Raw genomic sequence first — 19,808 nt, 5'->3', positions numbered from 1 at the left:
TCATTTCGATTCACTTATAAACAACAAAAGCTTCTGTCGAAACAGAAGCTTTTGAAAAGTAGTTAAAGATTTAATTATTGGAAGTAAAAGCTGTTGGGTGCAAGACCAACATTAAACTCTTTTACTAATTGTCCTTCCAAAGAATAGATGAATACAGATCCATTTGAAGCAAAATCTGCTGCATCCCCAACGTAAATCTGGCCTTCGTTCACTTCAAAACCGTAAAAGGACCCAAAAGCAGAGTCACTCCCATAATCGAAAATAGCTTCAGAAGATAATTCTGATGATGAAATTGACGTGGTAAAAGCAGCTGTACCTGAAGTGTAATAAAATTGATCATTTTCAATTCTCAGATTACTTACAGAAGTTAAAGCTTCAGGCTTATTTATTTCAGTTTCTACAGTAAAAGTTCCTAGGTCAATTCGCTTTACTCCTTCAGAATCTAGAGCATAAAGCTTTTGGTTATAAACTTGTATTGAATTAAGCCCATCTCCTACTTGAAGAGTTTCGGTAATCGTATTGGATATTGGATTCAATTTTGAAATGGTATTACCATTGCCAAAAGAAGCATTTTGAATATAAATATCTCCAAAAATACTTACTATATATTCTGCTGAACCACCAACGATAACAGTCTCTTCAATTTCCAAAGTTTCAAGATCGATAACGGCTACATAATCGTCTTGATCTGTACTAAATTCTACAAGGTTAGTTACATAGGCTTTTCCATTTAGAACCGTTCCATACCTGGGGACGCTTAAGCCAGAATCTACTGTTCCTAGCAGTTCAAAAGTATATCTATTAACAACTGAGATTAAATCAGACCCATTAGATATGATATAGGCCTTTTCGTCGTCGAAAAAAATGGATTGAAGAAAAAGGCCTGGTCCTTGTCCATCGTTGGCCTCCGCGAAAATATCATTCACAACCTCTTGTTGATCAGCACCCAAAAAAGAGACTGAACCTCCAGCACTTCCTCCTTCATTAAGAATTAAAACCCCGTTAAAATAGTCTCCATCGGGAATAACTGGCTGTGGGTTATCATCATCGCTACTACAAGAGATAATAGCGAAAACTGAAATTGCGATTACTAAAAATTTAAAATAAGTGTTCATTGATTTGAGTTTAAAAGTTAATTAAAGTTTGAATAAAAAAATGCCTCCCCGGCATGGGTCTATTTTCTACAGTTTGGTAAGCAGCGTCGGTTATATTCCTGACTTGAAAGGATAACTTAAGATTCTGAATCTTAGGGAATTTATAAGATAGCCCTGAGTTCCAAAGCAAGTAATCTTCAAGAATATCACCTTCGCTATTGTTAGATCTTGTAAAGACTTCTCCGATGTATTGATTTTGTAATTCCACTGAAAATCGATTCCAAGTGTATGTAAACCCATTTGTCAACTTATGTTTTGGAACATAAGTAAGTTGAAATCCTGTTTGTTTGTTTTCAGAAATAGTATACCCATATAGAGAGTTCAACTGGAATAAATGTTCTCCAAATTCAAATGTTGACTCTAGTTGTGCTTCAAGGCCATAGGTTTCTACTTCATCTACGTTTTCTGGCTCCCAGATATTATTTACATTGGGTATCCACCGGATTAAGTTATTGATATCGTTATAGTATCCTGTCAATGAAAACCTATGATTTTTTTTAGCATTAGAAAAAATCAAAGAGCTTTCCAACTGATTAGAAGTTTCAGGTTGCAAATCGGCTTGGCCACTTCCCTCCCAGTATAAATCATTGAACGTGGGGATTCTAAAGTTTTTGGACACCTTAGCTTTAGCCTCTACATAGTTTGAAAACACATAATTAAAACCTGTACTAAATAGAAATGGACTATCATAAACATTAGAATATTCCTGTCTAAAACTCACTTCAGAAGTCAGTTTTTTCCATTGGTGTTTTGCGAGCAAAGCAAAACTTGCAATAGTTCGGCTATCGGCCTGGACGTTATCACCATCTGCTGTGCTATAATTATATTCACTCAAGACATTAAAATCGAAGTCATTATAAGTATAAAACAAACTATATCTAGCTATAGCAGTTTGAGCTCCAGCACCAGTAGGATTTGGATTATTTGTATTGGCTGTATATTGAAAATCTTCTCCAAAATAGGCCATCTTCAATACAGAGGTTACGTTTGAAAATTCTTTCTCCCATTCCAACATATGCCGTTGGTCTTCATTGAGATAATTTGATCGCGAATCTGATGGAAACAACAAGGAGAAATTTCTATCCCCATTAAAATACATTCCATGATAGGTTAGCCTATGTCCATCACCAAGTTTTGTGGAAAGGCTCAAATTGGCATTATAATGTTCGAAATCTCCATTTATATTTTTCCGATTAGTAGAAGGCCAATCGTAATCATTTTCAGAAGAAAACCTCGATAAAGCTAGAGATAAGCTCCAACGATCTGTGGATGTAGAAGCTTTTAATAAATTTTGAAAAGTTGAAAAACTCCCCACTCTAGCACTTAATAGTGCTGAAGTTTCACCGTCAAATTTCAACTGATTGTTGAGATGAATACTGCCTCCAATGGCGCCTGTTCCATAGATGACACTCCCTCCGCCTGGCCTTACAGATAATTCATCGAAACCGTCTACCAATAAAGTGTTGAAATCGGTTTGACCATTGAACTGCGAATTGATATTAAACCCATTCCAAACCACAGCGGTCTGTTGTGCAGTCGTTCCTCTAAAACTTGGGGACGACACCATACCATAACCATTTTGTTTAAAAAATATAGTAGTTTCTTGTCCTAAAACATCGGTAAGTAAACCAGGTGTATTTTGAAGAGTCGAGCTGGAAATTTTATGAACACGCTGCCCTGTGGAAAAACGACTGATTTGTCGATCCACAACGATCACCTCTTCCAATTTTTGGATAGAGTCCAATTGAGCAACAGTTGGGGATGTCCAAAGACACACCAAAAGGCATAAGTAAATATAATGCTTCATACACCACTCGACTTTTATCCCGAAAGTCTTCGTTTTTAAATTATACATTGAGGCAGGTCTCCTGGCTTGCGTCTTTACTTAACCTTCCCATCTTAACAGACAGTGGTTACGAAGTTTTGAAGTAAAGCATACGCACAAAGCGTACTAAGCGCACAGTTGCGGGAACAGCTTCCGATTTTAACGAAATTCCCTTTTAATCTTCAAAAGTTGAAATACACCTTTGAGAACCAAAATGCATTGCAAAATTAAACATTTCTTAAAGAATGATAGCTTTTTCTGAATTTAATTTTAATAAGCTTGATTTGAGGAGTTTAAAATTTGAAATAATTAATCATACTTTTGTCAAAATTTGTAGTGATGAAAAAAATTCTCTGGGCATTAGTTCTTATCGGTTTGCTTTCGTGTGTCAATAACACAAAAAAAGAAGAAGATCTAGACTTTACTGAAGTTGAGATCACTTATGCTGAAGGATTTTCGATACATCGTTACGAAGACTTTACTAAAGTCATCGTCCATTCTCCTTGGCAAGAAGCTGAAAAAGAGTTGGTCTATATTTTGAAAAATAAAGAGATTAAATTACCTAACTCGTTGGTCTACGATGCGATGATCGATTTACCTATCGAGAAGCTAGTCACAACCTCAACTACCCACATCCCCTCATTAATCGCACTGAATAAATTAAAAAAACTCGTTGGTTTCCCCAATCTCGATTATATTTCTTCTGAAGCTGCTAGAGAATATATAGCTGAAGGAAAGATCAAAGAACTGGGTAAAAATGAAGCCATAAATACTGAAATTGTTTTAGAACTAGATCCCGATGTCATTTTTAGCTTTGCACTAGAAGGACAAAATAAAGCTTTAAACAAATTACAAGAATCTGGAATACCTATTGTCTATAATGGAGATTGGCTTGAAAAAAGCGCCCTAGGTAAAGCGGAATGGGTCAAATTTTTTGGTATTTTTCTTGGAGAGTTAGACCAATCCATAAAAGCTTTTGAAGACGTTGAGCAATCCTATCAGTCTCTAAAAGACCTAGCCAAGACCTCCAGTAAAAAACCAAGTGTTATAGCAGGAGCTATGCATCAAGACCGTTGGTACCTTCCCTATGGAACTAGCTGGCAGGCTCAATTTTTTGAAGATGCCCACGCAGATTATATTTATAATCACACTAAAGGAAAGGGCAGTGCTGCTTTTGCTTTTGAAACAGTTTTGCAGGATGCTAAACAAGCTGAATTTTGGATATCTCCAGGACAATATATCTCTTACGAACAATTGAGGGAAAGCAATACGCATTATCAAGAATTTGATGCCTTTCAACAAAAGAATATTTTCACAATGGCCAGAACTACAGGGGAAACTGGGGGAGTTCTTTTTTATGAATTAGGTCCAAACCGGCCGGATTTAATTTTGAAAGATCTAGTGAAAATATTCCACCCCGATTTACTCACAAATGAAGCGTTCACCTTTTTTAAGCCCCTAGCCTTTGAATAAAAATATAGTAAATAGTCTAGGTCTCGTGGTTTTACTCCTCATTGGAATTGGATTGAGTCTCTCTTTGGGCTCTGTCTCTATTCCTATAGACGAAGTCCTGAAGATTTTACTTGGTATTTCTACCGAAAATTCAACCTGGGAATATATCATCGTCAACTATAGATTACCTAAAACGCTTACAGCTTTGCTCATTGGCTCTGGTCTGGCTATAAGTGGGTTGCTGATGCAAACCTTATTTAGAAATCCTTTAGCGGGTCCTTATGTCTTAGGCTTAAGCAGTGGTGCAAGTTTGGGGGTTGCTATTCTGTTGATGGGTGCAGGACTGTTTTCTGGCATTTTTGGAGAGTTTATGTTTTCAAAATGGTCCATTATCATCGCCGCTAGTTTAGGTAGTGTTCTGGTAATGCTTGCGGTGCTAGCGACGGCTCAGAAAGTAAAAGACACCATGACACTTCTTATTATTGGTTTGATGGTAGCAAGTCTAACTTCTGCTGTGGTTAGCGTTCTCGCCTATTTTAGCAATGCAGAAGAACTTCAATTATATATTTTTTGGTCTTTTGGTAGTCTAGGAAATTTAGCTTGGGGAGAGGTTGGCATATTAAGTCTTTGCTGGTGCATTGGACTTGTACTTGCGCTTATTTGTCTTAAAAACTTGAACGCTTTACTTTTAGGAGAAAATTATGCCAAAAGCATGGGTGTGAAATTAAATAGAAATCGAATCCTAATTATTTTATCCACTTCCATTTTTGCAGGAAGCGCTACCGCTTTTGCAGGTCCAATTGCTTTTGTGGGCTTAGCAGTTCCGCATTTAGTAAGACAAATCGTCAATACCAATGATCATAAAATTTTACTTCCCAATATCATCTTTGGTGGTGCTTTTTTAATGATTCTTTGCGATATTATAGCCCAATTACCCGGTAGTGATAGCACATTACCTATTAATGCTGTAACCTCTATATTTGGTGCGCCAGTTGTTATCTGGCTTTTGGTTAGAAAGCGTAAACTAAAATTTTAAAATGTCTTCTGAAGTTAATTCTACTCCCTCGATACTTACAGCAAATTCTTTGAGCATAGGCTATAAAGAAAAGAGGGAAACTATTGAAATCGCAAGTCAAATAGATTTTAACATTCAGCCGAGTGAACTGGTTGCTGTCATAGGAATTAATGGTTCCGGAAAATCCACATTATTAAAAACCTTATCTGGTATAATCCCTGCACTTGCTGGTGATATTTTAATCAATAATACCTCTATTTCTAGTTTACAAAACAAAGATTTAGCTTCAAAACAAAGCTTGGTATTAACCAATGAAACTGTTTCCAAACAACTTTCTGTGTTTGAATTAGTAGCTTTAGGAAGACATCCGTATACCAACTGGCTGGGACACTTAAGTCAAAAAGATTTAAGTCTTGTAAATGAAGCCATAGAACAAGTTGGGTTACTTCAGAAACAACACAAAACCTGCGATGCTCTAAGTGACGGACAGTTTCAAAAAGTTTTAATTGCCAGAGCTTTAGCTCAAAACACCCCTTTAATTTTGATGGATGAACCCACTACTCATCTAGACATGTATCATAAAGCCTATGTGTTGCAACTTTTGAAGTCTATAGTGAAACGGTCTCAGAAAAGCATTCTTTTTGCTTCTCACGAAATCAATTTGGCGTTGCAGCTTTGTGATAAGATTATTCTTATCGATCAAGGGAAAGTTACTTATGGGACTCCTTCAGAATTAATTCAAAAAGGGACATTCAATTCTTTATTTCCAAAAGATTTAATTGTTTTTGATGAAGTAAGTCAAAGCTTTCGAATGAAAATCAATACAGATTAATTTTTATCGAATAGTTTTCTCATAATGAATACATGTGGAAAAGTAATAGCAGCTATAAAGGCAAAGAGAAGGGATAAAAAGTTTTTAGAATCCTTAAACAGCCATACGACAACGAGCATCCCTATAATTGAGGCCAACCAATACGGGAATGCTTTTTTAAAATAACTTAAAAAGTTTTTAAAATTAAAGGTTCCGTATAAGGAATTAACTTGATCCTTCAAAGAGGGTAAACTATGCCAAAGCACAAAATAAGTGGCAAAACCCCAGACTACATTACTAACAGCAAATAAAGCCGTAAATAAAATAAGGTATATCACATTAGGAAAAAGTGAGGCCTTAAGCTTTGGATTCGTTTTGGATAGGAAGACAAACAAACCTATACTTCCTAGTGCTGAAGTAAAAAGAACGATTATTAAAAATTGATTGGCAATAAGAAGGCCAGTCATATCTTCGACAATAAGGATAACTTCGTTTGAATTTAAGCTTAACAACAAAAACAAAACGAAGAGTCCATAAAACAGAAAAAATAAGGACGACCACAAAGATTGAGTGTTTTGCAGCTTATGGTGAAAGTGCTGTTCTCCAAAATGATAAGAACTTATAATGACAAATGCAGCCAGAGCAAAAATGGGGATAAAATAAAACACAGCTACAAAAGACAGAACAACTCCCAAGTAAGTAAATAAAGACTTATAAAAATTTGGTTTTTGAGAATTCGAGTTTAAATTTTCAATTACAAATAAGTCGTTAGACCCGTGTAAAATACCTAAACTAAAAATACCTAAAAGAGCTATAACATACTGAATTTCTGATGAAAGAACTTCTGAACCCAATATGGCAAGCAAACTAAAAAGTATTATGTAATTATAAAAACTCCTCCTATATACATTCATATTACGCAAAATTAATTCAAAAATTTTCTTAAAACTAAAATTTCGTGTTTAATTTATTACTACATTTGATTAAACAAACTTAAATTTTATAACGCTATGAGAACATTTATGTACTTTATGGCCGACGTTTCAAAGCTCGCTAATGACGACTACGTTGGTTTCACTTTTTTTGTAGGTAGTATGGCCATGTTGGCTGCATCTGCCTTTTTCTTTTTATCATTAAGTCAATTTGATAAAAAGTGGAGAACATCTGTATTAGTATCAGGTTTGATTACTTTTATTGCAGCAGTCCACTATTTCTACATGAGAGATTATTGGGATGCTTTTGGAGAATCACCTACATTCTTTAGATATGTAGACTGGGTTTTAACAGTACCACTTATGTGTGTTGAATTCTTCCTTATTTTAAGAGTAGCTGGTGCAAAAGCTAGCCTGATGTGGAAATTGATTTTCTGGTCAGTAGTGATGTTAGTAACAGGTTACTTTGGTGAAGCTGTTCAACCAGATTACTCTTGGCAGTGGGGTCTAGCTTCAGGTATAGCTTACTTTTTCATTGTCTACATTGTATGGTTTGGTGAAGCTAAGAAACTAGCAGTAAGTGCTGGTGGAGAAGTTTTAAAAGCTCACAACATTTTATGTTGGTTCGTACTTGTAGGATGGGCTATCTATCCTTTAGGTTACATCTTAGGAACTCCAGGTGGATTATTTGGATTTGACTTTGGTGTAGATGCTTCATTTATGGATGTTGTTTACAACATCGGTGATGCTGTGAATAAAATTGGATTTGGATTAGTGATTTTTGCTTTAGCAACTAAATCTTCACAATAACATTCACGCCTAAAATTTATTGAGCCGAATCGAAAGATTCGGCTTTTTTTATACCCTATATCAAGATAAACAGTTGCTGCAGCAATTACAGTAAACGTTCAAATTCAAACTATCGAACATGGTTTTTTGTCGTGAAACCTTCTTTATGTTTTTAGGTAGGTCGACAGCATACTTGATTAAAATAGCCACTAGCTCAGGAGGTATAAAACTTATCTCATAAATTATTATTTTTGCTGCATTCGCATTCATTAGGACAACATTATACCCTAAGCAACGCTGCCAACTCCCTATTACCTTTTCAAATCACTCCTATTAAAGCTGAGTGACCTGTAACATCTAAAGCATCTATATTCTGATCTTAAGTAAACAGCTCTCCATCGTTTTTATCTCTCCAAAAAATGAAATAAACCATAAAGGAATAAAGCATCATTTATCTTTATAGTTAATCTATTCTAGTAATGAATCAATAATCTGTTTGAGTTCATCAAAATTGTTGTCGCTGATAGTGTTTAGAAAAGTTTTATGGGTCATTGTATAATTTTAACTATCCAAGATGTGTAAAGTATATTTCTCTATAAATTTCAATAATAAGCTCCGAATTCTATTCATAATGTTTATCTATTCAAATTTACAAAGTAATGCCACTTCCTTATTGTTAATCAATATTGCCTTTTTTAAAATATCGTGAAACTTATCAATCAAATCAATTCAAAATCATCTTGCTACGAAAACGAAATAGTAGTACAAGGCCTACAAACAAAGCCATCACAACGGTATAATTAAAAAAACATTAACTTTAAAATAGCAATATATATTAATATATAGCTATGTTTATTTATTCATATTCTATTGTCTGATTTAGTTTTGCAAAAAATTACAGACATGAAAATCTTGTTATTTGCAATTATAAATTTAGGTACTATCCTATTTTCAATAGACTCCTATTCTCAAAACATAGATTCTGATTGCAATTGTGATATAGAAATTACCAGTAAGACTGATGAATTACCAGGAGATGGCAATTCGTACGATCTTACTAGAAATAAAACCATTTGCTTTATAGGTAAATTTGACTATAAAATAGATTGGGCCAAGCTTGGAGATAATGTAACACTATGTGTAGGCGAAGAAGTAAAATTTAAATCCAAAGGCTTAAATTTTGAAGGCTCTAAAACTATCTACAATTATGGTGAATTTGAATACGACCAATCTTTGAAATTAGATGAAAACTCAGAAGTCGTCAACTATGGTAAAATGGAATCTAAGTTTGGTTTTGAAGGAGGTTCTTTGAATAATTTAAATGGCGCTGAACTAAGTATTGAAGGTTATAGTGACTTCAGTTCTGGAAGTCTTTTCAATGATAACTCTTCCGCCTTTAAGCTGAAGCAAAAGGAAAATACCAGTTTAGGAACAAGCATGGTTTTTGAATCACAGGGTGAATCTAAATTCGAAGGTGATATCGATAATAATGGTCGATTAACATTATCTGGAAAGTCTGAATTCAAAAAAAAGTTAATCAATAATGGATTCTCTACACTGTCAGGTGAATTAAAATTTGAAGAAGGTTACATTAGTAACAGTCCTCAAGCCAATACGGAAGCCAATGGTTTTCTTGAAATTGATGGTGATGTCAACTTATGGGAAGGACATCTAGAAGCTAGTGCTGGTTTAGAGTTCGGGAATAAAACTATTGTTAATGAAAGGGCATCAATTCATTTCTTAGGAAGTGCTAAGTTTGATGAGCTTACTTTAAGAGGTGAACTATATACTGAGCTCAACTGTAATACTCTAGAGATAAAAAATGCGAAAGGATGGGGTGGTAAAATCAGTGCAAATTCAGCAAGTACAATATCTGTAAAAGACTTGAATAAACTACCTTCCAATTGGATACTTCAAGGTAATGTTACTTCAGAAAAATGTAATACTAATGGAGAAATTGTGGTTTGGTTAGGATCAAAATCCTCCGATGTAGAAGACAAAGACAACTGGTCGGGTAAAATAAAAAACAAAAGTGTTCTAATTCCAAAGACCAATTTCAATCCTATTTTCAATAAAAATGTTAGTTTATTCAATGTTATCATTAAAGAGGGAGCCGTTCTTACCAATTTAGCTGAAATTGAAATCAAAGGCAACCTATTTTCTAAAGGAGATTTAAACTCAATATATGGAAACTTTTCTTTCAAAGGAGATGCGCTTCAAACTATAAGCTTAGCTTCAAAAGCAAACATTGGAAGTCTCATCATAGACAATACTAAAGATGATGTGTCTCTTGCAAGAGGCTCCATCGATATCTTCAAAAAAATAGAATTAAAAAGCGGAAACTTGATTACTAATTATAATCATGCTAATCCTGAAGATAACTTAATCACCTTCAAATCTGATTCTTTAAATACTGCTATTTTAGCTGAAGTTCAAAATGGAAGTCAGATCATTGGTGGGATGAGGACCGAAAAATATATGAGTAAGTCTAATAGAGCTTTTAGATATTTAAGCTCTTCTTTAAATTCCGTAGGAACCATTCTTGACGACTGGCAAGAAGGGGTTCATAACACAGTAAACAACTTTAACTCCAACAAGAACCCTCACCCTGGTTACGGAACTCATATCACAGGAAGCAAACAAGGAGCAAAAGGTTTTGATGCCTCTCTATCTGGTAATCCGTCTCTATTCACTTGGGATATCACATCCAATAATTGGGCTAGTTTTTCAAATACCGATCAAAATAAATTAGAAGCTGGAAATTCATATAGCTTGTTATTGAGAGGGGACCGAAGTACAAATATCTACTCAAATAATTCTGCTTATACGGGTTCCACAACCTTGCGAAGTACTGGAGAATTGGTCTTTGGTGATATCGATTTATCATCAGAATTACATCCAAATCCGCAGGGATTTTCACTTATAGGTAATCCTTACCAAGCGCAAGTTGATATGAAACGACTACTTCAAGAAAGTTCATCTCATCTCAAAAAGAATTTTTATTACGCCTGGTCACCTGCTTTACAAACTAGCGGTGGTTATGTTACAGTTGATCTAGACTCAGATCCAGTAGAATATATTCCTTCTAGACAAGAATTGAACACAGCTATTGCAGGGTCTTTTAAGTATATTCAACCTAACCAAGCCGTTTTTATAGAAACAGCTGAAACTGCAAATGATCAAAATCAACCTAGCTTGGTATTTAAAGAAGAATATAAAACTGACAACACCTTCAATAATGAAGCTTTTAGTACCCCAGAAACCCTTGGCAAGATTGATTTAACACTAATCAGAAAAGATGATAATAAAGTTGTAGATGGTGTTCGCCTTAAATTCAATGATAATTACTCTAACGATGTCAATCAATTTGATGCTACCAAAGTATGGAATACTGAAGAGTCTTTTAGTATTTTAGAAAATGACTCAAATTACTTAGCTATTGAAAAAAGAAAATATCCAACTGCTGATGAGAAACTTAACTTTTGGATCGGAAATTATACGGCTACCGAGTATTCCATGTTTATTACGATGACCGACGTAGACGAGTTTGATGTCTATTTTAAAGACACTTATACCGATGAGGAATATCCTCTTAATTCTGGTGAAAATAAAATGACTTTCGAAGTTGATAAAACTATTGCTGAATCTGTAAATTCCAATCGATTTGAAATTCGATTTGAGCGAGTTACCCTAGGCACATCACAAAATGAGATGGCAACTCGTTTTCAACTTTATCCAAACCCCTCAAATACTGGATATACTTATCTTAAGCATAATCCAGACTTCGACAACGAATTAACGGTTTCAGTTTTCAATATGGTAGGACAAAATATAGAAATCTCAAAAGACCGCGTGTCTTCTGGAGAACTAAAACTGAATACAAGTAGTCTTAACTCTGGAATATACCTAGTAAAGTTAACCTACAGAGCTCAGACTACTACCCACAAATTAATTGTAGAGTAGAAAAGCTCAAACTAAGAAGGTAATAACTCTTTGATGTTTGATAGTCGTATGGCAGAATGCGAGGCATGATGAATCACTTCCTTGTTTTGGATCACTAAAATTTGAGGAGATTGATGCAAAACTCGAAAACGACGAGTAATCTCGTTGGAAATGTCTCTATTTGCTAGTAGATCGAGATATAACATTTCAATATGCTCGTTGGTAAAATCAATATTATTTTGAAACTGATGCCAAACCATATTGCTGATTCCACAGGACACTGAATGCTTAAAAATCACAACTAGCTTTTCTTCGGAAAGTTCTTCTACCGCATCGAGCTGAGAGATATCTTCAAGTTGACGCCAGGTAAAATTAGATTTTGAAGTTGTCTCTTCTTGTTGTGTTGACTTCGTATTAAACAGTTTATCAAAAAAACCCATTGAATATATATTTATAAAATTGACAGTTATTTAGTTTATGACGAGTAAACCCCAATCTCTTGAAGTTAACACGTCAAATTTATGACAAAAAGTAAACAGTTACTTATATTCGCAAAGTTAAAATATCTAGAGATAGAATGAGTGAAATTGCGGAGAAGAGAACCATTTCTGAATTAGAAATACAGAAACTCAATAAAAAATATAAACCTTTAAGTTTAATAGATCGTATCAAAGCTTTGTATGAAGATTTTGATGAAGCAGAGATAATGCTAACAAGCTCGTTTGCAGCAACTTCAGCGTTCTTGCTTAAATTATTTTCTGAAGTAAATACAAATCAGATCATTTACTTCATTGATACAGGTTATCATTTTGATGAGACCTTAAGCTACAAAAAACAACTTTCGGAAACTTACAACCTCAATGTAAAATCCGTTAGAGCCTTAGCTCATGAACATGAATTTACGACCAAAGACATGACTTGGTCCAAAAATCCAGATTTCTGCTGCTCTATTAATAAGGTAAAACCTCTCGAGGTCATTAAAAATAAATACACTGTTTGGGTATCAGGATTGATGGAATGGCAAAGTGATCATAGAAACACACTAGATATTTTTGAACAAAGAGGTGACATCCTCAAATTTTATCCTCTTGTAGATGTAAGCAAGGAACAAAGAGACGATTTTATAAAAGCACATGATTTACCCTTTCATCCTTTAGTGAGTAAAGGATATAATTCTATTGGTTGTCGACACTGTACTGTTCCTGGAGAGGACAGAAGTGGCCGCTGGAACAATAATCCCAAAACAGAATGTGGGTTACACCTATAAAAAAAGCTCCTAATGGAGCTTTTTTCTTTATAATGAAATTTGAGTTTTATAATAAAGTCGTAGGACAAACATAGTTGGTTGTTGGTATTTCATTTTCTTCAAGGATTTCCTCAAAGCCACCCTCAACATCCACAACATTGTCGAAACCTCTCTGCTTAAGAATAGATGCTGCTATCATACTCCGATAGCCTCCTTCACAATGCACTATAAATTCTCCTTTAGGAAATTCAGATAAATGCTTATTTATAAGGTTTAAAGGTGAGTTCTCCGCACCTACCAGGTGTTGAGATTGGTATTCACTCGACTTTCTAACATCAAATACTTTAACATGATCAGCCATTTTTTTCTTCAGTTCAGAAACTGTAAGTCTATTGATATGGTCAACTTCTTTACCGAAATCAACCCAAGATGTTATACCACCTTTTAGATAACCGATGGAGTGATCATAACCCACGCGTGCAAGTCTTATGATGCTTTCTTCCTCATTTCCTGGATCGGTAACTAATAAAATCTGCTGTTTTATATCTGGAATCAACTCTCCGACCCATTGTGCAAAATTATTATCTAAACCAATATTTATACTGTTAGGAATAAAAGCCTTGTGGAAATCTTTAGCCTCTCTCGTGTCTAGTATTAAAGCCATAGTTTCGTTGGCGACAGTTTCAAAAGCATTTGGACCTAAAGGTTTCTCTCCCCGATCTATGATATCATCAATACTTTCGTAGCCTTGAATATTCATCAGCACATTTTTGGGGAAATACCCAGGAGGTGGAGTTAATCCTTCGAGTAATTCTTTTATGAATTCCTCTTTAGTCATATCTGCTCTTAGTGCGTAATTGGTCTCTTTTTGATGGCCTAGGGTGTCTGTCGTTTCTTGACTCATCATTTTGCCACATGCGCTTCCTGCGCCATGATTAGGATACACTATTAAATCATCGGACAATGGCATAATTTTATTTCGAAGAGAATCGAAAAGATGAGCCGCCAGTTTTTTTTCAGTAAGATCTGCCACAACATGCTGAGCTAAGTCTGGACGACCTACGTCGCCAATAAATAATGTATCTCCAGTAATAATACCATGACTTTTTCTAGTTTCATCTATGAGTAAATAAGTAGTCGACTCCATTGTATGACCTGGAGTATGAATTGCCTTAATCGTGTACTCTCCAACTTTAAATTCTTGATTATCCTCAGCAATAACTGCTTCAAAATTAGGTTGAGCAGTAGGGCCAAAAATAATATCGGCTCCTGTTTTTTTAGCCAAATCTAAATGACCGCTCACAAAATCAGCGTGAAAATGCGTTTCAAAAACATATTTTATCTTAGCATCATCTTCGTTGGCCTTGTCGATATAGGGCTGGACCTCTCTCAACGGATCAAAGATCGCTGCTTCCCCATTACTTTCTACATAATAAGCCGCATGGGCTATACATCCTGTATAAATTTGTTCAACTTTCATAGTTATAGTTTTAAAATTATACAGCTAAATTAAAAGTTATCTGAAAAATTGAATGAAACAAAAGTTACAAATAGACTGGAAATGAGTGAAATATGATATATATCAGTTTCTGCGAATCAGATCTATAAATGATTTCCTAAATTGACTAGGCGTCATACCTTCCTGTTTTTTGAATTGGGTAAAAAATAACTAGAACTATTAAACTCTAGATAAACCTGATTTGCTTTTTTATGCGTTTCAAAAATATTCATTTCGGAAAATTCAGCAGATTAAATTGTTCGTTTTTCTACTAAATTTTAAACCGTTCTATAATTTATATAATTGTGTAAAGCTGAATCTAAGCACATTTTTAAATAAATAAAATAATGATATTTAAAGATAGTATTATTCTATTTTAAATAAAATTATGGTTAATTTTATAATATTCTAATTTTTAAACCCATAATATTATGAATCACACAAAACCAAAATTCAAAGAGAAGTATGGCAACTATATCAATGGAGAGTTTGTAGATCCTATTGGAGGTCAATATTTTGAAAACACGTCACCTACCAACAATCAATTGATTGCAAAATATCCACGATCTCAGAAAGAGGATGTAGAAAAAGCAGTAGATGCAGCCAATGCCGCAAAAGTGGCTTGGGGAAATACATCTGCAGCTCATAGAGCATCTATTCTTCAAAAAATTGCGGACGTTATAGAGGAAAATTTAAACGAATTTGCAGCCATAGATACTTACGATAATGGTAAAGCCATAAGAGAAACCATAAATGCAGATATTCCCTTAGCTGTAGATCATTTTAGATACTTTGCCTCTGTTATAAGAGCGGAAGAAGGAAGTGCTACAGAACTCAATGAAAATACACTTTCATTGATTATAAAAGAGCCTTTAGGTGTAGTTGCGCAAATTATACCTTGGAACTTCCCCATGCTTATGCTCGCTTGGAAAGTTGCCCCTGCACTAGCATCAGGAAATTGTGTAGTTTTAAAACCAGCAGAACAAACACCAAGTTCAGCAACTTTCCTTATGGAGAAAATTGGTCATTTATTACCGCCTGGTGTTTTAAATGTCATTCATGGTTTTGGTCCTGAAGCAGGCAAACCATTGGCTTCAAGTTCAAAAGTAAATAAGGTCGCATTCACCGGTGAAACCACTACTGGTCAATTAATTATGCAATATGCCTCCAAAAACCTCAACCCAGTGACTATGGAATTGGGTGGAAAATCTCCTAACGTATTTTTTAATTCTGTAATGGATCATGATGATGAGTTTTTGGATAAATGCATCGAAGGAGCTGTTCTTTTTGCGTTTAACCAAGGTGAAGTTTGTACGTGTCCATCGCGACTTTTAGTTCAAGAAGACATCTATGATAAGTTTGTGGAGCGTGTTGTAGAGCGCACAAAAGCAATTATACAGGGAGATCCATTCAACATGAATACCCAAGTAGGTGCACAAGCTTCCAACGATCAATATGAAAAGATTTTATCTTATCTAGATATTGGTAAAAAAGAAGGTGCCAAAGTGCTTTGCGGTGGAGAAGCCTTCAAAGCTAGTGGAGAATATGCTGATGGTTTTTATATTCAGCCAACTATCTTGGAAGGTCATAACAAAATGAGAGTGTTCCAAGAAGAAATTTTTGGTCCAGTACTCGCAGTCTGTAAATTTAAAGATGAAGCTGAAGCTTTGGAAATTGCCAACGATACACTTTACGGGTTAGGTGCAGGAGTATGGACACGAGATGCACATCAACTATATCAAATTCCAAGAGCTATAAAAGCAGGTAGAGTTTGGGTCAACTGCTACCACGATTACCCAGCTCATGCACCATTTGGAGGTTATAAAAAATCTGGATTTGGTAGAGAAAACCACTTGATGATGCTCAACCACTATCGCCAAGCCAAAAACATGCTTATTTCTTATGATAAAAATAAACTTGGATTCTTTTAGATCTCAGTCAATTTAAAATCATCTACAACATACGCCTTGACTTTTTAATTCATTCTGATTTTAATTGTGGAAAATTAAAAAGTTGAGATGTATGTTTTTAATCTTATTAGAATAAAAATATTATGGTGTATACTAGAGTTGATATAACTGAAAATGCCGAAAAAGCGTTAGAAGAGTTGAAATTAAAGCACGGGAATGTTATTTTCCATCTTAGTGGTGGCTGTTGTGACGGCTCATCACCAATGCTTTTACCCAAAGAAGACTTTTATTTAGACGAATCTGATATTTTTATGGGCGAAATTGGAGGAGTTAAATTTTACATGAACGAAGCTCAATTTGAATATTGGAAACATACTCACCTTACCATTGATATAACAAAGGGTCGAGGATCTAGCTTTTCGCTAGAAATACCCGAAGGTTATAGATTTGTTGTTAAATCTAGATTATTGACTAAAGAAGAAGAGCATCATTTCAATAAGTGACCCTAGTCTTTTTTAATTCTTTTAGTCATTTCATCTTTTAAAGTATATCAGGGTTAAATAAAAGCTTAGTTGAGATAAATAAAAAAAACTAACTATTATACCTAGTTGTTCATCCAAGTTAGGATCCAACAAATAGAACCACTAGCATCATTATTATTCAAATCGATTTTACAGACCGGAAAATAAACGATTTTGGTAAAAGTTTTTATTGATGTTAATGCTATGATCGTATTGAATTAAAGCAATTACCTTATAAATACTGGCTCGTCCTCTTTTTCAGTGTATTCTTCAGAGAAATGATAGTTATCGTAATTAAACCCTTTAATTCCTTCTAAGGTTTCCACATCCTTATCCAAAATATACCTCACCATAGAGCCTCTAGCTTTCTTAGCGTAAAAGCTGATTATTTTCAATTTCCCATTTTTAAAATCTTTAAAAACAGGAGAAATTAATTTCGCCTTAAGTGTCTTGGTATCTACGGCTTTAAAATATTCTTGACTTGCTAAATTCACAAGCAACTCCCCTTCTGCTATTTCGGAATTGAGCTGCTTTGTGACTTTTTCTTTCCACACAGCGTACAAATCTTTGTCTTGTTCAATAGACAACTTAGTGCCCATTTCCAATCTATAGGGCTGCATGAGATCTAAAGGTCTTAAAATTCCATACATTCCAGATAAAATACGAAGAGATTTTTGTAAAGTATCTATCTTATCTTCGGGAATTGTATAAGCATTTATACCGCTATAGACATCACCATCAAACATATAGATAGCTGGTCTAGAATTTTGTAGGGTATGAGACTCTTTAAAGTCTTGGTATCGCCCATAGTTAAGATCGGCGAGTTTATCACTTATACTCATCAATTCACCTATTTCATCTTTGGTCATTCTAGATAGCTTGCGATTGATTTGAGCAGCTAGGTCTTCGAAAATTGGTGTTGTATGTCTATTGGTTGGGAGCTTATCATTTTCATTTAACGATTTGGCTGGAGAGACTATGAGTTTCATTTTTTATTTTAAAAATAATCGAAATCGAACAAATTAAGGATCTAGTTAACTAATTATTAAAAATACAGCTATCAAGGAAGTTGATACTAAATATTTTCTTTGCTGTTTTTAGCATAATTTTTCCAACGCTCGATACATTGGGTCATGTCTTCGGGAATTTCTGAATTAAATTCCATCCATTCCTTAGTCGTCGGATGTTCAAAAGCCAATGTTTTAGCATGTAAAGCTTGCCTTGGGAGAACTTTAAAACAATTATCAACAAACTGTTTGTATTTGGTAAACGTGGTCCCCTTCAGAATCTTATCACCACCATAGCGCTCGTCATTAAATAAGGTATGCCCAATGTGTTTCAAATGCACTCGGATCTGGTGGGTTCGACCTGTTTCTAATTGACAGGAAATAAGAGTGACATAGCCTAAGCGTTCAATCACTTTATAGTGAGTTACCGCAGGCTTACCTTGATCTGCATCCTCTCCAAGATAAACTATATTCTGAAGTCTATTTTTTGGATTACGTCCTATATTCCCTTCTATGGTTCCTTCCTCTTCATCGAGATTTCCCCAGACTATGGCCACATATTCCCTTTTACTAGTCTTATGAAAAAACTGGTTAGAAAGGTAAGCCATAGCGGCTTCGGTCTTAGCTACCACAAGAAGTCCACTGGTATCCTTATCGATGCGATGGACGAGTCCCGGACGATCACTACTATTATTGGGTAAATTATCAAAATGATAAACAAGAGCATTAATTAAAGTCCCTGAATAATTCCCATGACCTGGGTGAACAACCATACCAGCAGCCTTGTTCACGACAAGTAAAACATCATCTTCATAAACAATATCCAAAGGAATATCTTCTGGAGTGAGTAAATTCTCATACGGAGGATAAGCTAAAAGAACTTTAACTTCGTCTCCTGCTTTAACTTTATAATTTTGTTTTACAGGAATCCCATTTACATAAATATTACCGTCCTTAGCGGCCTGTTGCACCTTATTACGCGTTGCATTTTCAATAAAATTCATTAAATATTTATCCACACGAAGTGGCTCCTGACCTTTGTTCGCTTTAAAGCTATGGTGTTCATAAAGGTCGTCGTTTGCGTCTAAGTCCTCCTGTGTTTGCATACTAATTGTCTTGTAAACTCTTATTGATTATTTTATCTTAAACTACCATCTCCAACCACTAGGTCTATGGTACTGGTCTTTTGCAGAAAATCCCCAGCTTCGATGGTCTCTCCTTTATGCCTTAATTCTAATATGGCTCCCTTAGCAATATCGGGTCTCATTATAATGTCTCCAATTTCAAAGCCTAAAGCTATTAATGTAGGCTCTACCTGTCGCCTTGTTTTTCGAATTAAATTCTGAGGAATTTCAACGTCAATATATCCCGAAGGATTAAGCGTAAGGTATATTTTTCGATTTGCTTTTACGCGTTTTCCTGGTTTTGGAACTTGATCCAAGACTGAAAATGGTGGGTATTTTGAATTAAAACTAGCTGAGTCTAATATTTCTCTTCTCAGATTCATTTCTTCAAGTTTCTTATCTACGATATCCAATTGAAACTTTGAAAGGTCAGGAACCTCAATCGTATCGTTGTGATTGGTAGTTACATCAAGGTACTTTAAAGCCCCAAATACCAAAGCGACTAAAACAACCAGTGCTAGAATCAATTGAAGCAAAAAAGTCTTACTGAATATAAATTTAAAAAGTTTCATAAGTGAGATT

16 protein-coding genes and 1 riboswitch are annotated in these 19,808 nt (G+C 34.9%); of the genes, 8 read left to right on the top strand and 8 right to left on the bottom strand.

Going from position 1 to position 19,808, the window contains the following annotated elements:
- Positions 1 to 74 precede the first annotated feature (74 nt).
- Together PGOND44_RS01670 and PGOND44_RS01665 are read right to left on the bottom strand one after the other, a co-directional pair.
- Positions 75 to 1,115, bottom strand: coding sequence for a YncE family protein (locus tag PGOND44_RS01670; protein ID WP_003435451.1), 1,041 nt, complete (start codon positions 1,113 to 1,115; stop codon positions 75 to 77).
- Between the two features lie 10 nt (positions 1,116 to 1,125).
- Positions 1,126 to 2,961 (bottom strand): TonB-dependent receptor, encoded by a 1,836-nt coding sequence (locus PGOND44_RS01665; RefSeq protein WP_003435448.1) that lies wholly within the window; start codon positions 2,959 to 2,961, stop codon positions 1,126 to 1,128.
- A 34-nt stretch (positions 2,962 to 2,995) separates the two neighbouring features.
- A riboswitch (cobalamin riboswitch) is annotated at positions 2,996 to 3,208 on the bottom strand.
- Positions 3,209 to 3,318: 110 nt separating this feature from the next.
- Here PGOND44_RS01665 and PGOND44_RS01660 point away from each other — a divergent pair.
- Genes PGOND44_RS01660 through PGOND44_RS01650 form a run of 3 tightly spaced genes read left to right on the top strand, consistent with a single transcriptional unit; the run spans position 3,319 to position 6,278 of the window.
- Positions 3,319 to 4,452 carry an ABC transporter substrate-binding protein gene (locus PGOND44_RS01660; protein ID WP_003435447.1) on the top strand — a complete coding sequence of 378 codons (1,134 nt, stop codon included), beginning with the start codon at positions 3,319 to 3,321 and terminating at the stop codon, positions 4,450 to 4,452.
- A complete protein-coding gene (locus PGOND44_RS01655; protein ID WP_003435442.1) occupies positions 4,445 to 5,467 on the top strand; it encodes an iron ABC transporter permease in 1,023 nt (340 codons plus the stop codon). The genes PGOND44_RS01660 and PGOND44_RS01655 overlap by 8 nt, the downstream gene beginning before the upstream one ends.
- A 1-nt stretch (position 5,468) precedes the next feature.
- Positions 5,469 to 6,278 (top strand): ABC transporter ATP-binding protein, encoded by an 810-nt coding sequence (locus PGOND44_RS01650; RefSeq protein WP_003435441.1) that lies wholly within the window; start codon positions 5,469 to 5,471, stop codon positions 6,276 to 6,278.
- Here PGOND44_RS01650 and PGOND44_RS01645 read toward each other — a convergent pair.
- Entirely contained in the window at positions 6,275 to 7,123 is an 849-nt protein-coding gene (locus tag PGOND44_RS01645; RefSeq protein WP_003435438.1) for a Brp/Blh family beta-carotene 15,15'-dioxygenase, read from the bottom strand. The two genes, PGOND44_RS01650 and PGOND44_RS01645, sit on opposite strands and share 4 nt — an antisense overlap.
- Before the next feature lie 144 nt (positions 7,124 to 7,267).
- On the opposite strand from PGOND44_RS01645, the gene PGOND44_RS01640 reads away from it, so the two are divergent.
- Together PGOND44_RS01640 and PGOND44_RS01635 are read left to right on the top strand one after the other, a co-directional pair.
- Complete coding sequence (locus PGOND44_RS01640) at positions 7,268 to 7,999, top strand: bacteriorhodopsin-like (RefSeq protein ID WP_003435435.1); 732 nt, start codon at positions 7,268 to 7,270, stop codon at positions 7,997 to 7,999.
- Positions 8,000 to 8,881: 882 nt separating this feature from the next.
- Positions 8,882 to 11,941, top strand: coding sequence for a T9SS type A sorting domain-containing protein (locus PGOND44_RS01635; protein WP_003435433.1), 3,060 nt, complete (start codon positions 8,882 to 8,884; stop codon positions 11,939 to 11,941).
- A gap of 11 nt (positions 11,942 to 11,952) precedes the next feature.
- Here PGOND44_RS01635 and ytxJ read toward each other — a convergent pair whose 3' ends face one another.
- A complete protein-coding gene (gene ytxJ, locus PGOND44_RS01630; RefSeq protein WP_003435431.1) occupies positions 11,953 to 12,360 on the bottom strand; it encodes a bacillithiol system redox-active protein YtxJ in 408 nt (135 codons plus the stop codon).
- Between the two features lie 137 nt (positions 12,361 to 12,497).
- On the opposite strand from ytxJ, the gene PGOND44_RS01625 reads away from it, so the two are divergent.
- Entirely contained in the window at positions 12,498 to 13,187 is a 690-nt protein-coding gene (locus PGOND44_RS01625; RefSeq protein WP_003435428.1) for a phosphoadenylyl-sulfate reductase, read from the top strand.
- A gap of 46 nt (positions 13,188 to 13,233) precedes the next feature.
- On the opposite strand, the gene PGOND44_RS01620 is transcribed toward PGOND44_RS01625, so the two are convergent.
- A complete protein-coding gene (locus tag PGOND44_RS01620; protein ID WP_003435419.1) occupies positions 13,234 to 14,646 on the bottom strand; it encodes an MBL fold metallo-hydrolase in 1,413 nt (470 codons plus the stop codon).
- Positions 14,647 to 15,095: 449 nt separating this feature from the next.
- On the opposite strand from PGOND44_RS01620, the gene PGOND44_RS01615 reads away from it, so the two are divergent.
- Complete coding sequence (locus PGOND44_RS01615; RefSeq protein WP_003435417.1) at positions 15,096 to 16,595, top strand: aldehyde dehydrogenase family protein; 1,500 nt, start codon at positions 15,096 to 15,098, stop codon at positions 16,593 to 16,595.
- Between the two features lie 122 nt (positions 16,596 to 16,717).
- Positions 16,718 to 17,077, top strand: a complete 360-nt coding sequence (locus PGOND44_RS01610; RefSeq protein WP_003435413.1) for a DUF779 domain-containing protein — start codon at positions 16,718 to 16,720, stop codon at positions 17,075 to 17,077.
- A gap of 245 nt (positions 17,078 to 17,322) precedes the next feature.
- Here the strand turns inward: PGOND44_RS01610 and yaaA are convergent, their stop codons facing one another.
- The 3 genes from yaaA to PGOND44_RS01595 all read right to left on the bottom strand — a co-directional run bounded on the left by yaaA (position 17,323) and on the right by PGOND44_RS01595 (position 19,798).
- Positions 17,323 to 18,084, bottom strand: a complete 762-nt coding sequence (yaaA, locus tag PGOND44_RS01605; RefSeq protein ID WP_003435409.1) for a peroxide stress protein YaaA — start codon at positions 18,082 to 18,084, stop codon at positions 17,323 to 17,325.
- Between the two features lie 86 nt (positions 18,085 to 18,170).
- On the bottom strand, positions 18,171 to 19,208 hold the full coding sequence (locus PGOND44_RS01600) for an RluA family pseudouridine synthase (RefSeq protein WP_003435408.1): 1,038 nt from the start codon (positions 19,206 to 19,208) through the stop codon (positions 18,171 to 18,173).
- Positions 19,209 to 19,240: 32 nt separating this feature from the next.
- Positions 19,241 to 19,798, bottom strand: coding sequence for a PASTA domain-containing protein (locus PGOND44_RS01595; RefSeq protein ID WP_003435406.1), 558 nt, complete (start codon positions 19,796 to 19,798; stop codon positions 19,241 to 19,243).
- Positions 19,799 to 19,808: the final 10 nt, after the last annotated feature.

Origin of the sequence: Psychroflexus gondwanensis ACAM 44, from assembly GCF_000355905.1 — a bacterium.
Taxonomy (GTDB): Bacteria; Bacteroidota; Bacteroidia; order Flavobacteriales; family Flavobacteriaceae; genus Psychroflexus; species Psychroflexus gondwanensis.
The sequence above is the reverse complement of the archived record's forward strand: the minus strand, read 5'-3'. Positions and strand labels throughout refer to the sequence as shown.